This window comes from Neorhizobium huautlense (assembly GCF_002968575.1).
In the GTDB taxonomy this organism is placed as follows: Bacteria; Pseudomonadota; Alphaproteobacteria; order Rhizobiales; family Rhizobiaceae; genus Neorhizobium; species Neorhizobium huautlense.
Genome location: NZ_PVBM01000001.1, coordinates 249,354 through 263,715, shown reverse-complemented (window position 1 = coordinate 263,715; position 14,362 = coordinate 249,354). Strand labels below are relative to the sequence as shown.

Annotated in this window: 13 protein-coding genes; 1 reads left to right on the top strand and 12 read right to left on the bottom strand. The window is 60.4% G+C overall.

Features of this window, described 5'->3' with window-relative positions; all coding sequences use genetic code 11:
- Positions 1 to 71 precede the first annotated feature (71 nt).
- Together C5L12_RS01175 and C5L12_RS01170 are read right to left on the bottom strand one after the other, a co-directional pair.
- Entirely contained in the window at positions 72 to 692 is a 621-nt protein-coding gene (locus C5L12_RS01175; protein WP_105370173.1) for a 2-dehydro-3-deoxy-6-phosphogalactonate aldolase, read from the bottom strand.
- An 11-nt stretch (positions 693 to 703) separates the two neighbouring features.
- On the bottom strand, positions 704 to 1,645 hold the full coding sequence (locus C5L12_RS01170; protein ID WP_105370357.1) for a 2-dehydro-3-deoxygalactonokinase: 942 nt from the start codon (positions 1,643 to 1,645) through the stop codon (positions 704 to 706).
- A gap of 203 nt (positions 1,646 to 1,848) precedes the next feature.
- Between C5L12_RS01170 and msrA the strand changes: the two genes are divergently transcribed.
- Positions 1,849 to 2,373, top strand: a complete 525-nt coding sequence (gene msrA / locus C5L12_RS01165) for a peptide-methionine (S)-S-oxide reductase MsrA (protein ID WP_105370172.1) — start codon at positions 1,849 to 1,851, stop codon at positions 2,371 to 2,373.
- Positions 2,374 to 2,447: 74 nt separating this feature from the next.
- Here msrA and C5L12_RS01160 read toward each other — a convergent pair whose 3' ends face one another.
- The 10 genes from C5L12_RS01160 to C5L12_RS01115 form a co-directional block, all read right to left on the bottom strand.
- The gene (locus C5L12_RS01160) at positions 2,448 to 3,881 is read right to left on the bottom strand and encodes an aldehyde dehydrogenase family protein (protein ID WP_105370171.1); all 1,434 of its coding nucleotides are present in this window, start codon (positions 3,879 to 3,881) and stop codon (positions 2,448 to 2,450) included.
- A 68-nt stretch (positions 3,882 to 3,949) separates the two neighbouring features.
- Positions 3,950 to 5,230 carry a TRAP transporter large permease gene (locus C5L12_RS01155; RefSeq protein ID WP_105370170.1) on the bottom strand — a complete coding sequence of 427 codons (1,281 nt, stop codon included), beginning with the start codon at positions 5,228 to 5,230 and terminating at the stop codon, positions 3,950 to 3,952.
- On the bottom strand, positions 5,230 to 5,751 hold the full coding sequence (locus tag C5L12_RS01150) for a TRAP transporter small permease (RefSeq protein ID WP_105370169.1): 522 nt from the start codon (positions 5,749 to 5,751) through the stop codon (positions 5,230 to 5,232). Before C5L12_RS01150 ends, C5L12_RS01155 begins: the two co-directional genes overlap by 1 nt.
- An 83-nt stretch (positions 5,752 to 5,834) precedes the next feature.
- Positions 5,835 to 6,809: a TRAP transporter substrate-binding protein gene (locus tag C5L12_RS01145; RefSeq protein WP_105370168.1), complete on the bottom strand. Its 975-nt coding sequence runs from the start codon at positions 6,807 to 6,809 to the stop codon at positions 5,835 to 5,837.
- A gap of 53 nt (positions 6,810 to 6,862) precedes the next feature.
- On the bottom strand, positions 6,863 to 7,744 hold the full coding sequence (locus C5L12_RS01140; protein ID WP_105370167.1) for an amidohydrolase family protein: 882 nt from the start codon (positions 7,742 to 7,744) through the stop codon (positions 6,863 to 6,865).
- Positions 7,744 to 8,880 carry a mandelate racemase/muconate lactonizing enzyme family protein gene (locus C5L12_RS01135; protein WP_105370166.1) on the bottom strand — a complete coding sequence of 379 codons (1,137 nt, stop codon included), beginning with the start codon at positions 8,878 to 8,880 and terminating at the stop codon, positions 7,744 to 7,746. Before C5L12_RS01135 ends, C5L12_RS01140 begins: the two co-directional genes overlap by 1 nt.
- A 4-nt stretch (positions 8,881 to 8,884) precedes the next feature.
- Positions 8,885 to 9,790, bottom strand: coding sequence for a 5-dehydro-4-deoxyglucarate dehydratase (gene kdgD, locus C5L12_RS01130; RefSeq protein WP_105370165.1), 906 nt, complete (start codon positions 9,788 to 9,790; stop codon positions 8,885 to 8,887).
- Positions 9,791 to 9,865: 75 nt separating this feature from the next.
- Positions 9,866 to 10,618: a FadR/GntR family transcriptional regulator gene (locus C5L12_RS01125; protein ID WP_105370164.1), complete on the bottom strand. Its 753-nt coding sequence runs from the start codon at positions 10,616 to 10,618 to the stop codon at positions 9,866 to 9,868.
- Positions 10,619 to 10,809: 191 nt separating this feature from the next.
- Positions 10,810 to 12,039 carry an MFS transporter gene (locus C5L12_RS01120; RefSeq protein ID WP_105370163.1) on the bottom strand — a complete coding sequence of 410 codons (1,230 nt, stop codon included), beginning with the start codon at positions 12,037 to 12,039 and terminating at the stop codon, positions 10,810 to 10,812.
- On the bottom strand, positions 12,039 to 14,126 hold the full coding sequence (locus C5L12_RS01115; RefSeq protein ID WP_105370162.1) for a TonB-dependent siderophore receptor: 2,088 nt from the start codon (positions 14,124 to 14,126) through the stop codon (positions 12,039 to 12,041). The genes C5L12_RS01120 and C5L12_RS01115 overlap by 1 nt, the downstream gene beginning before the upstream one ends.
- Positions 14,127 to 14,362 lie beyond the last annotated feature (236 nt).

The window sequence follows — 14,362 nt, the reverse complement described above, 5'->3', positions numbered from 1 at the left end:
TCGTCACGTTCCGTGAACTCTCGATGGGGATGATAGTTCCCGCAGATCGCTGTTTTACGACGGCGCGACGCTCACTCTCCGCGCATGGCTTCGACAAACTTCCTCGCTCTTTCGCCGATGGTCGCGAGATCCATTCCGGGCTTGTAAAGAGAGGAGCCGATGCCGAAGCCGGCCGCACCGGCCTGGCTGTAAGCCGTCATATTTTCAGGCGTCACGCCCCCGACGGCAAGGACCGGAATTTCCTTGGGGAGGACAGCCTTCCAGGCCTTGATGACAAAGGGTGGTATCGCTTCGGCGGGAAAGGCTTTGACGCCCGTTGCACCCGCCTCGATTGCTGCGAAGGCTTCGGTAGGAGTGGCAACACCCGGCAGGCTCACCATGTCCGCTGCGCGCGTCGCCCTGATGACTTCTGGATTGGCATTCGGAGAGATAATGACCCTGGATCCGGTAGCGGCCACATCGGCGACCTGGGAAGGCGTCAGCACCGTGCCTGCGCCGATGATTGCCTGATCTCCGAAACGTTTCACCAGTTTCTCTATGCTTTTCAACGGTTCCGGCGAGTTGAGCGGCACTTCGATGATACGCCAACCTGCGGCGATCAACGTTTCGCCCACCGCCTCGACTTCCGCAGGCGTGATGCCGCGCAGGATGGCGACGAGGTTGCAGGCCTTGAGTGCTTCTTCAAATTTCATGTCGAAACTCCTTAGATGCTTTGGTGCTTTGCCGCTTCGGCAGCAATCAAGAGAATGCCGCGTTTGGCCGCGTTTTCCGGGCCGGGCTCGACAGTCAGATCAAAGAGCGGTGCGACACGGCCATAACGGTTGTTCAGGATATTGTTGCCAACGATGCCGATTGTATCGCCGGTTCGAAACCATCCGGTGGCCCGGGCCTGGCGGAACTCGGAGCCGATGACGAGGCCGGAAACGTAGTCGAGAATATCCTCCGGCTTCAGCTTTCCGTCGAGTATGCCGGTGCGGGCGCTGAAGATTACCGAGAGGAATGCGTCGGCACCGGCCGCGGCACTTGCGGCAAATTCGGCGCCTTTGTCGAAGGCGCTCCAATTGGTGTCGCCGCCGGGCTGCGGCTCAAGGGCCTTGGCGATGAACGAATGTTTCGTGAGAAGCGCAAAGATCTCGCCCGTTGCATAGGTCTGAAAGCTGGCGATCCGGCCGGACGCGATGCGCGCCCATTTGCTATGGGTGCCTGGCAGGACCAGCGTCCTGTCCTTCTCCAGGCCGAACCCGACAATCTGGGTTTCTTCACCGCGCATGACATCCGGGAAAGGCTGTGCGGCCGGGTTGCGCATGCCTGGCAGGAAGGTAATGACGGCGCCGTTTTCGAGCACCTTCTTGCGAGTTCCGGCCGCGAGTTCTGCGATGCCGGCCGGCGTATCGACATATGGCACTTCGATCCAGCCGTTGCGGCTGGTGATCATGCCGGTCGCAACGACCGGGAGAGGGCCATGGGCGGAAAACCATTCACCGACGGTGCGCATGAGAGCCGCTTTGAAGGCACCGTCCTTGACGAACTGAATTCCGCCTTCGGAACTTTCACGGATATCAAGGGTCTCGCCGGCTTCCGAGACAAGCATGGCACGCAGCGAACTCGTGCCCCAGTCCAGGATGATCGAGGTCGGTTGGGGCATGGTTATGTCGTTCCTCCGGATGGATTTTCGGCCTTTTCGATAGCCCGCCGCCTGGCGTCCTGTCGAGGGGTGATCTGGAATTAGTATGATAATTGCAAGCCGCAGCCGGATGATCGATCCGTTGGCCATGTGCGGCACCGCATCATTGAATTTCTCGGCCGCATCGCCATTTTAGGTGCAAATCCAAACCGAAGGAGGAAAGCATGGCGACGACTACCGAACGGGCCGTTCTGGCGGGCGGTTGCTTCTGGGGCATGCAGGATCTCATCCGGCGTCTGCCGGGGGTAATCTCCACTCGTGTCGGCTATAGCGGCGGCGACGTGCCGAACGCGACCTACCGCAATCACGGCACCCATGCCGAAGCGATCGAGATCATCTTCGATCCGGCCAAGACCAGTTATCGCGATATCCTGGAATTCTTCTTCCAGATCCATGATCCGTCGACGAAGAACCGCCAGGGCAACGATATCGGCATGAGCTATCGCTCAGCCATCTACTACGAAAATGACGAACAGAAGCGTGTCGCCGAAGACACGATCGCCGATGTCAACGCATCGGGCTTGTGGCCGGGCAAGGTGGTGACGGAAGTGGAGCCGGTCGGTGATTTCTGGCAGGCTGAACCGGAGCATCAGGATTATCTGGAGCGCTATCCGAACGGCTATACCTGCCATTTCCCGCGTCCGAACTGGAAGCTGCCGAAGCGTTCCAGCGTGGCTGCCGCCGAATAACCATTCTACATAATCCAATGAAAAAAGGCGCTGCCGTCGCGAACGGCAGCGCCTTTTGTTCGGGTTGTTTCTTATCAGGCGAGCGTATAGGCCGTCTTCACCACAGTGAAGAATTCCGCGGCATACTTACCCTGTTCGCGGGGGCCGAAAGAGGAAGCCTTGCGGCCGCCGAACGGTACGTGGAAGTCGACGCCTGCCGTCGGCAGGTTGACCATCACCATGCCCGCTTCCGAGTTGCGCTTGAAATGGGTGGCATATTTCAGGCTGGTTGTGGCGATGCCGGCCGAGAGGCCGAAGGGCGTGTCATTGGCAATTGCCAGCGCTTCTTCGTAGTTCTTAGCGCGGATGACGCTTGCGACCGGTCCGAAGATTTCCTCGCGGGAAATCCGCATCTGGTTGGTCGCTTCGGTAAACAGCGTTGGCTGCAGATAGAAGCCGGGGGTATCGCGCTTGATAACTTCGCCGCCGAAGGCGAGCTTGGCGCCTTCCGACTTGCCGATGTCGATATAGTCCGTGTCCTGCTTCAGCTGCTTGTCGTCGACGACCGGGCCGATATGGCTGCCGGCCTTCATGGCGTTGTCGACGTTGAGCGTCTTCAGCTTTTCGGTCAGCGCCGCGACAAACTTGTCGTGGATGCCTTCGGTGACGATCAGCCGCGAGGAGGCGGTGCAGCGCTGGCCGGTCGAGAAGAAGCCGGAATTGGCGGCTGCTTCGACAGCGACGGTCAAATCGGCGTCATCAAGGACGACCATCGGGTTCTTGCCGCCCATTTCCAGCTGGAACTTGCGGTTATGCTCGATCGAAGCGAGCGCGACGCGCTTGCCGGTGCCGGTGGAGCCGGTAAATGTGATGCCGGCGAGGTCCGGGCTGTCGAGCATGGCCTGGCCGACTACCGAGCCGCGGCCCATAACGAGATTCAGCACGCCCTTCGGGAGACCGGCGCGGTGCAGGATGTCAACGATCGCCCAGCCACATCCGGGTACAAGATCGGCAGGCTTGAAGACCACGGTATTGCCGTAGCAAAGCGCCGGAGCGATCTTCCAGGCCGGAATGGCGATCGGGAAATTCCAGGGCGTGATGATGCCGATGACACCGAGCGGTTCGCGGGTGATCTCGACACCGATGTTCGGACGGGCGGAGGGCACCATTTCACCGGTGAGGCGCAGGGCTTCGCCGGCGAAGAAATCGAAGATCTGGGCGGCGCGGATGACTTCGCCGGTTGCTTCGGGAAGGATCTTGCCTTCCTCGCGGGCCAGGAGCGCGCCGAGCTCGTCCTTTCGGGCGAGGATTTCGTCGGAAGTCTTTCTGAGGATCGCGTGGCGTTCGAGGATGCCGGAGCGGGACCAAGCGGGGAAGGCTGCCTTTGCCGCGGCGATCGCCTGTTTGGCGTCTTCGGCGCTGCCCTGGGCATACATGCCTACCACATCATTCGTGTCGGAGGGATTGATGTTCTTCGAAGCGTCGGAGCCGACCCATTCGCCGGCGATCAGGTTCTGGTAGATGGTCATTGACCTCTCCTTTCATGTGAAAGGCCCCGTCATGGGACGGGACCGTCAGATAAAGCTTGTTCAGTCGCTCACCTGAAAATGCTTGGCAGCCAGAGCGACAGGGCAGGGATGTAAGTCACGAGCAGCAATACTGCTATGCTGGCTCCGAAGAAAGGCCAGATCGTGCGCATCGCTTCACGTATCGTGATGCCGCCGACCGCGCAACTGACGAATAGCACGGTTCCGACCGGCGGCGTGTTGAGGCCGATGCCGGCATTGAGGATCATGATGACGCCGAAGTGCACCGGATCGACGCCGAAAGCCTTGACGACGGGCAGCAGGATCGGCGTCGAGATGATAACCATCGGTGCCATGTCCATGAAGGTGCCGAGGACCAGCAGGATAAGGTTGATCATCAGCAGAACGACGATCGGATTGTCCGAGATCGCGCTGATTGCTGAGATGATCAGCGATTGAACCTGCAGGAATGCCATCAGCCAGCCGAACGCGGCCGCGGTTCCGATGACCAGCAGCACCATCGCCGTGGTGCGCACGGCGCCCATGACAGCCTCTACAAAACCTTCCCAGTTCAGTTCGCGATAGACGAGCATGGCGACGAGGAAGGCGTAGAGGACGGCAATGCAGGAGCTTTCCGTTGCCGTGAACACACCGGAGCGGACGCCGCCGAAGATGATGGCGATCAGCAGGATACCGGGCAGCGAGGCCAGCAGGTAATAACCGACACGGGCGAGGCCGGGGAACGGGTCAGCCGGATAACCACGCTTGACGGCAACCCACCAGGCTGTGAACATCAGCGCACCGGCGAGCAGCAGGCCGGGAATGATGCCGGCGGTGAAGAGATCTGCGACAGATACGTTGCCGCCCGCTGCGATCGAATAGAGGATCATGTTGTGCGAGGGCGGGATCATCAGTGCGATGATGGCGGCATTGGCGGTCACGTTGACGGCGTAGTCCTTGTCGTAGCCGCGGGCCGCCATTTGCGGGATCATGAGTCCGCCGACAGCCGAGGCATCCGCAACCGCTGAACCGGAAATACCACCGAACAGCGTCGAGGCGACGACGTTTACCTGGCCCAGGCCTCCGCGCAGATGCCCGACGAGGCCGGCTGCAAAGCGGATCAGTCGATGGGCGATACCGCCGCGCACCATCAGGTCGCCCGCAAAGATGAAGAACGGGATCGCCATCATGGCGAAGACGTTCATGCCGGAATTCAGCTGCTGGAAGACGACGATCGGCGGCAGACCTATGTAGAGGACCGTGGCGAAGGATGCGATCCCCAGGCAGAACGCGATCGGCATGCCGATCAGCATGAGGAGCGTAAAAGAACCGAAAAGGATGGCGTAGGCCATTACGCAGCCTCCTGCACGAGGACGTCGGCAGCCACTTCAATGCCGACAACGACATCGACAAAGCGCTCCAGAGCGAAAAGAGAGATCATCGCGCCGCCGACGATCATCGGGAAGAAATCCGTGCCGCCCGGCCAGCCGAGAACGGGAATGGTGGCCGACCAGGTGCCGATGGCGAGTAGTGTCGAATAATAGGCCATGCCGATACCGAAGAGAACGATAAGACCGAGGCTTATGAGATCCATCGTTTTCTGGATCACCGGCGGCATGACGTAACGGACGATATCGAGCCCGAGATGCACGCTCTCGCGAACGCCGACGGCTGCTCCGAGCATGATGAACCAGGACATCAGATAAAGTGACAGCGGCTCGGACCATGTCGGGGAATCGTTCAGCACATAGCGGCCGAAAACCTGCCAACCGACGATGAGGGTCATGGTGACCATGCCAATGCCGGCGATGTAAAGTGACATGCGACTGAGCCCGCCCAGAAGGGGTCTTATGGCCAGCATGAAGTTTCTCATGATTACGTCCTCCCGCCGGTGTCTGCGAAAAACCGGCCTACAAAAAACCGGCCCTCGAAGGAGGGCCGGTCTACCGCTTGAACTTACTTTACGTCCTGGATGCGCTTCAGGAGATCCTTCATCTTCGCATCGGTAACGAAGCGGTCGTAGACCGGCTTCATGGCCGCGGAGAATTCTTCCTTGTTGACCTCGATCACCTTGACGCCGCCGTCGCGGACCTTCTGTTCCGAGCTCTTTTCACGGGCCGCCCACAGTTCCCGCATCTTGCCGACGGATTCCTTGGCGGATTCCTTGACGGCCTTCTGGTCTTCCGGGCTCAGCTTGTCCCAGGACGTTTTCGACATGACCAGAATTTCCGGGGTCATGGAGTGCTGCGTCAGGGAATAGTTCTTGGCCACCTCGTAGTGACGAGCCGATTCATAGGAAGGCCAGTTGTTTTCCGCCCCGTCGACGACGCCGGTCTCGAGCGAGGAATAGACCTCACCCATCGGCATCGGCGTAGGATTGGCGCCGAAGGCCTGCATCATTGCAATCCACATGTCCGACTGCTGGACGCGAATCTTCATACCCTTAAGATCGGCGAGCTTCTCCACCGGCTTCTTGGTCGTGTAAAAGGAACGCGCGCCGGAATCATAGTAAGCCAGACCAACGAGACCATGGGGTTCGAAGGCTTTCAGAACCTCATCGCCAATCGGACCGTCGACGACCTTGTGCATGTGTTCGGTCGAGCGGAACAGGAAGGGAAGGCCCAAAACGGCTGTCTCGGGCACCAGGTTGTTGAACGGGGCGGCGTTCACGCGGTTCATGTCGATGACACCGAAGCGGGTCTGTTCGATCGTGTCCTTCTCGCTGCCAAGCACCGAGTTGTTCATGACCTGGATCTTGATGCGGCCGTTGGTGCGCTGCGAAATCAGTTCGCCCATATACTTGACCGCTTCCACGGTCGGATAGCCGTCCGGATGGATGTCGGCGGAACGCAGCGTTACTTCCTGCGAATGGGCGGTTGTCGCGGCGAGCGCCAGGCCTAGTGCAAGGCCGAGCATTTTGGTGAGTTTCATGTTTTCCTCCTCTGGTAACACGCCGGAGCCTCCATGCTCCGGTCGTTCTGTCGTCAGTCTCTTTCAGCCGTCCATGCGGGAAGGCCGTAAAGTTCTTCTGGATTCTTCACGAGCGCGAGGTGACGGGCCGTGTCGTCTGGGAGCCAGCCGAGCACGGTATCGGTCAGCGCCGCATCGTTCGGATAATCGGCCTGCTCGCGGGCGAGATTGTGGGGCCAGTTGGTGCCCCAGACGATGCGCTCGGGCGCATAGGCTGCGATTTCGCGCGCCACTGCCGCCACATCGGCATAGTCCGGGCCGCCGGATTTTGATGACTCGTAGGCACCTGCGAATTTGAACCAGCATCTGCCGCCGTCGATCAGCCGCTTGACTGCCGCGACCTGCGGACTGTCGGGCGTGACGCCTGCGAAAAATTTGCCGTGATGGTCGAGCACCCAGCGGGATTTCAGCCTCGCGAGCCGCGCCTCGTGGTCGAGAATGTTGCTGCCGTCGAATTGAACTGCGAGCATCCAGCCCTGGGACGCGGCTTTCGAATCCACCGCTTCCAATTCGCCAAGGTTCACGGCGCCACCGGGAAGATCCATGATGCGGGCGCCGACATTGCCGGCTCCGGAAAGACGGTCCATTTCCGGATCCGATGTGGTCGAGTCGATGACGCAGACACCGCGGGCGATCGAGCCGAACTCGGCAAGGCAGGCGTTCAAGTTGGAGTTGTCGCGCTGCTGGGCATTGCCCTGGGTGACGATGACCCGATCGATGCCGATCCAGCGCATGAATTCAAGATACTGGGCAGGCGTCGGTAAATCTCCTGCCGGCAGGCCGGGACCGCCGGGCAGGGAAGGGTAACCCGGCAGATAGGCATGCATCTGGGTATCGACCGCGCCCTTGGGCAGTTTAGTCTTGGGAGGATTGCCGGAAAGGGTGCGGACGAGCATCAGATATCTCCCATGCGGAATTCAGCGAGCGCATCGCGGTTGATATCGATCCCGAGGCCGGGGCCGTTCGGAATCTGCACCACGCCGCGCTCGTGTTCGATCGGCGTTTTGATCACCGCCTGGCGGAACGGGTTATCGGTGCGGTCGAATTCGAGGATCGGTTCGATCGGGTTGACCCGGACCGGGCTCGGAATCATTGCTGCCATGAATTGCAAGGCTGCCGCGATATGCACCGCCGTACCCCAGACGTGCGGCACGACGCGGATGCCGTGCAATGCGGCGAGGTCGGCGACGCGCTTGGCCTCCGTGAAACCGCCGACGCCAGCCAAATCGGGCTGCAGAATGTCTACCGCACGGGTTTCCACCGGTTCGCGCATACCCCAGCGGCTGTGCCAGGTCTCGCCGCCGGCAACCGGGATCGGCTGTCTGGCGCGGACTTCTCGATAGGCAGCGAGCTGTTCCGGGACGACGGGCTCCTCGAACCAGTCAATGCCAAATTCCGCCGCCGCGTTGCCGAGCCTGATGGCTTCCACAGCGTCATAGCCGTGATTGGCATCGATCATCAGGCGCATGTCCGGGCCGGCGGCATCGCGGACTGCCCGTATGACGCGCAGATCTTCCTCGACGCCGAAGCCGATCTTGATCTTGGTGGCGTGAAAACCCTCTTCGCGATAGCGGGCGACATCCGTCGCATTGTCCTCGATCCGATCGACACCGTCGCGCTTGAAGCTGCCGGTTGCATAGGCCTTGACGGACTCGCGAAAGCGACCGCCGAGCAGGATCGAGACCGGGACACCGAAATGCTTGCCCTTTATGTCCCAGAGCGCGATGTCGATGCCGGACAATGCTGTGACGGCAAGGCCACGCTGGCCCTGGTCGCGAAGCGCATTGTAGAGCCGCGCCCAGATCTTTTCGGTTTCCAGCGGATTTTCGCCGATCAGCCAATTTGCATAGGCTGCGACGACCGCAGCATTCGGTCGGGCAGGGCCAAGACACTCGCCCCAGCCGATCGTGCCGTCGTCGCACTCGATCTCCACCAGAATATGCGCGCGGCGATCGAAGCGCATGGAAGCGCTTTCGAAGGCGACATCGAGCTTGTGTTCGAGAAGATGGGTGCGAACCGATGCGATCTTCATGGCATTACCGCTTGTGGGAGCCGATGAGTTGCAGAAGCATGTCTTCTTCGTCCGCTGTCAGATCGTCCAGCGGCGGGCGTACCTTGCCGGCATCGAAGCCCTGGAGGCGAACGCCAGCCTTGATTGCCGAAACTGCATAACCCTTGCGACGGCTGCGCAGCGCCATGAACGGGTAGAAGAAGTCCCTTAGGATCTCCTCGCAGCGTGCGCGATTGCCCGCCCGAAGAGCCTTGTAGAACTCGACGGCCAGTCCCGGCACGAAGTTGAAGACTGCTGAGGAATAGGTCGTGAAACCGGCCCCGAGATAAGCTTCCGCAAAAAGTTCGGCAGTCGGCATACCGCCGAGATACATCAGCCGATCGCCCATGGTGGCGGTGATCTGCCGGACCAGTCCGATGTCGCCGGTGCCGTCCTTGAAGGCGATGAGGTTCGGGCACTCATCACACAAGCGCTTCAGCGTGTCGACCTGCAGGACGGAATTGTCGCGGTTGTAGACCATGACGCCGATGCCGACCGACTGGCAGATGCGCTTCACATGATGATAGAGCCCTTCCTGTGGCGCATCGATGAGGTAATGGGGCAGCAGCAGGATGCCATCGGCGCCGGCCTTTTCGACGGCGCGGGCGAGTTCGACGCCCACATGGGTGCCGAAACCACAGCCGGAAACGATCGCCGTCTTGCCGGAGGCTTCCTTGGCGGCTGCGACGATACCGGGAATTTCGTTCGGAGAGAGCGAGAAGAACTCGCCGGTGCCGCCGGCGGCAAAGAGAACCGGCGCCTCGAAACCAGACAGCCATTCGATATGGCGGCGATAACTTTCCGGTTGAAACTGGCCTTCCTTGTCGAAATGGGTGACGGGAAAGGACAGCAGGCCGGCCCCAAGCGTAGCCTTGATTTCTTCAGGCGTCATGATCTGTATTTCCTCTGTAAACGTCTCCTCCGGACGGAAATTGTCGTACAGGTCGGAGTTACTTGTGTCAACAAGTTATCTTACAGATTCCCGCATCTCTCTCAGGAGGGTCCGGTAGCGCAGTTGGGCACCGCGCAGGTGCCGTCGCATCGCCTCGCGAGCGCCTTCCTCGTCGCCCATGGAGATCGCGCTCACGATGGCGTTATGTTCATCGTCCAGGAGCTTGATATAGGCCGCCTGATCGGCCTCGGAGTCGTCCGGTCGCAGAGCAGCGCGGGGGATGAGATTGCGTCCGATCATCGTGAGAAATTCGCGGAAGCGGGGATTGTTTGTCGCTTCCGCGATCGCGAGATGCAGTGCGAAATCCGCCTCGCTCGTCGGCTTCGAGGCCTCCAGACAGGCGCGAACTGCGTCATGTCGTTCGAGGATAACTTCCTCCTGCGCCGGTGACCGCCGGAGCGCTGCGAGCCCCGCAGCCTCCACCTCCACTGCAGTTCTGAGCTCGAGCAGCTCGATCATCGACGACACGCGAGCGAGGTCGGTATTGGAAAGTGATAACATTGCGGGACGATTCGGCGCGGAGGTCTCCAGCACGAAGACGCCGGCGCCTTGCCGTGCCTCCACCAGCCGGTCGGCCCGAAGTGCGGCTATCGCCTCGCGGACAACGGTGCGGCTGACGCCATGGGCCGCCGTCAGCTGGGCCTCGCTCGGCAGTTTCGAACCAGGCGGAAACTGACCGCTGGCGATCGCCCGCCTGAGCGTTTCGTCAAGCCGGGATACGAGCGTTCCTGATTTCTTCCCGGTATCCGCATTCGTCTCCACGCTCATAGGTTCCCTCATCCTTCTCCAGCCACGCCGAGTATTCCACTCGGGATAGCGTCTATTTCCGGTGCCCTGTTGTGCAAGATGTATGATAACTTTGGGTGGTTGTCATCAACAACGTTCGTATTGCAGGAAGGCGCGGCGCGCTCGCCGCCGGAAAGTGGGCAGGAACAAGCGGCACAGATGCCGCTTCCGCCTTACGAAGCCAAAGCGTTTTCAGGTCTGGCCGATGCCGCAATCGCGGGGGCGGCAACGAGAGCAAGTGCCGCAGCAGAGGCAAAGAATATTCCGTAGCCGAAGGCGTTTGCAATCTGGCCGGCCAGGATTCCGCCGAGGATGCTCACCAAAGCGTCCATGCACTGAAAGAGGGTAAAGTCGATTCCAGCCTGCCGTGGATCCGACCAGCGCATGAACTGGGCGTAAAGCGCGACGAAGCCAAAAGCCATGATGCCGGACGAACTGCCGATCGCTGCGACGACCAGCAGGCTTTCCGGCAGCAGTTTGGTAAAACCTGCAAGGCTGAACAGCGCGAGAAACGCCGCCTGGACAAGGAGTGAGAGCGCCAGCACGAGCCGCACGCCCCACAACCTGACGCAGAGCCCGCCAAGAAGTGCCGCGGCCAAGCCCACGAAAAGGCTTCCCACTCCGTTCAACAGGCCTATCGTCGCCACGTCGAACCCGGAATCGACGAGGAAGGGGCCGATCATCCCGAGCGCTGTTTTCTGCGCGATCACAAAGATCGCCGAAACCAGGAGGCCGCGACGCAGCTCCGGCCGCCTCAGCGGAGCGCCGAGCGATGGAACGTGCTGACGGGTTTCCTCCGGCAGGTTCCGTGCGGCGCCGAACAGGAAGGGCAGGCCGAGAAGGAGCAGGATCGCTGCTATCGTCCAGGATGCCTGAGACCAGCCGAAGGCCCCGACCAGGTAGAGGAACAGGCCACCGCCTATCGCCGAACCGAGATAGGCGCCGCCGACCTGTGCGGCGTTGCCCCAGCCATGCTGCGCCTTGGACAGCGTCTGAACCGCAAAACCGTCACAGGCGATGTCGACCGTCGAGGCAGCAAAGGCCACGACCGTCAGGCAGGCAAGCAACGGAAAAGCTTCACTCGGCGTCAGGCTGCCGACCAGCAACATGCCGACGATCGAGATCAGTCCGCCTGTCGCAACGATTTCGGCAGAGCGGTTTTTTCCTCTTGGCGGCAGCCGGTAGCGCTCCACCCAGGGCGACCAGAGGAATTTGAGCGCCCAGGGCAGCGCGATCAGCGAAACATAGCCGATCTGGTCGAGCGGTACGCCCTCGGAGCGCATGATCGCGGGAAGGCCGGCCCAGGTAACGCCGCCGATGACGCTCTGCGCGACGTAAAGCCCGCCGATCCCCGTGAGCACGAGGAGCGGCGAGGGCGGGTTGCGGATCGCTGTCTCAGCCATCAGAAGCGATAACGCAGGCTGCCATAGACCGTGCGCCCTTCGTCCCAATAGCAATTTCCGGCAGAGCAAACCGCCTTCTGGGTGTCGAACAGGTTCTTGGCGTTCACCTGAAGGGTCAGACCCTTCAGGTCCGGATTCTGATAGCCGAAGTCGTAGGACAAGGCAGCGTCCATCAACGTGCGGGAATCATTCTTGAATGTATTCGTGTCGTCGCCATAGCTTTCGCCGATATAGCGGACGCCGGCGCCGAGACCGAGACCGGCGAGCGGACCGTCTTCGAACAGATAGTGCCCCCACAGCGAAGCGATGTGGTTCGGTGTAGCGGAAAGCTGATTGCCGACCGTGCCTGCCAGTCCCTTGTCGATCTCCATGCGCATGTAGGTATAGGAGGCGATCAGGCTGAAGCCGTTGTCGAACGAGGCGTTTGCCTCGAGTTCGATGCCGCGCGAATGCAAGTCGAGCTGGCGCTGAACCTGATTGCCGTCCGCGTCGAACGTACCGTCATAGACCACGCCGTCGGTCTGCTTGATATCGAAGTAGTTGGCGGTGATGACGGCGTTCGTATCCGGGATCTCATATTTGACGCCCACTTCGACCTGGTCGGCGACCGTGGGTCTGGCAACAGATCGAACGCCGGAGGTGTCGTACACGAAGCCGAGGTTTGGCGAGAAGGACCGCGAATAGTTGGCATAGGGAATTACGCCCCATTCGGTTTCGTAGGATATTCCAACTCGGCCCGAGAAGGCGCTATCGGTACTGTCGATCTCGGTCAGGGCAGCCGTGACGCTGTGCGACTTCGCCCAATCCTGTCGACCGGTCACGAAGAACGTCCATTGATCCCATTCCATCTGGTCGTGGAGATAGAGGCCGTACTGGTCCATTTCCTGGCTGCCGGAGAAGAAGAAGGGCTGCGACTTCAGGTCGTCAACCGATACGAAGGAGGAGGCGGAACGGGCGCTGTAGTCGGTCCAGCTGTAGTTGAAGCCGGCGACGGCCGTGTGGCTGACGGGGCCGGTGTCGAACTCGAACTGCGCCATGTTGTCGATCGAGAAGTTCTTTACGTGCTCCTTGTAATGTCCCCAATAACGGGTGGGGGCAGCCGGATAAAAACCGCTATACTGCAGATCGGCGTCGACGTCGTGATAACGCAGGTTCTGCCGCAAGGTGACGACTTCGTTCAGGCGGTGCTCGAATTCGTATCCGATGCGGCCCTGCTTGGTGGTGAAATCGTTCCAGTCCGGGTCGCCGGCATAGGTTCGCGAGACAGTTCCGTAGCTTGGATTGTCGTAGAAAGCCGTGCCGCCCGTGACCGAGCGGGAATATTCGCCGAGCACCGTAAGCTTGGTGTCTTCGTCCGGCTTCCAGGTAAAGGCCGGGGCAATATAGAACGTGTCGTCGGGATAGCCATCAATATGGGTGTCGCTCTTCCGGCCGAGCGCTGTCAGGCGGTAGAGGAGCGTGCCTTCTTCATCCACAGGCCCCGACAGATCGATCGCCGCCTGATACCTGTTGTCTTGCCCGATCACCGTCTCGACCTCATGGAAGGGCTCGTCCTTGGGACGCTTGGTGACCAGATTGACGATGCCGCCGGGGCCGCTCACGCCATAGAGCGATGAGGCCGGTCCTTTGAGGACGGTGATGCCCTCCAATCCGTAAGGTTCGGTCTGAAACCAGGCGGAGGGGCCGTTAAACTGCTTCAACCCGTCGCGGAAGAGACCGGTATAATAGGCCGGGAAACCGCGAAGATAAAAAGCGTCATAGCGGGAATCGTAGCCGAACGTGTTCGGATTGGCGCCCGCGGTATAGCTCAGCGATTCGTTGAGGGTGCGCGGCTTCTGGTCCTCGATCTGATCTTGCGTAACGACCGAAACGGCTTGGGGAATTTTGACGATCGGGGTGTCCACCTTCGTGCCGATCCGGTCGGATTTTGCGACATATCCTTCCTGAACGAGGATGTCGTCGCTTTCCGACTCGAGAATGATCGGCGCGAGCGTCGTATCGGCGTTGGGATCCTGAGCCTTCGCCCAGCCAATGGAAGTGATGACCACGCCTGCCGCCAGCAGGCCCACCCGCACTTTGATTCTCATAACTTGCCCCTAGAACTCATGAATAGTTCGAGCTCACAAATATGATACTGTCTGTCAAGTATTAATGGCGGTTCGAACGGGGGCAATTCGAAGATATCGGCTGGTGTATCCGGTAAGCATCAGATGGCGAGGGATGAAATCGGCGTCCGCTTCAGGCCTGTCGCAGCGCATTCTTGTTTCGCGACGGCCTACCCACCACATGCTGTTCTTCTTCCGCTTCTTCCATTTCCAGAAGC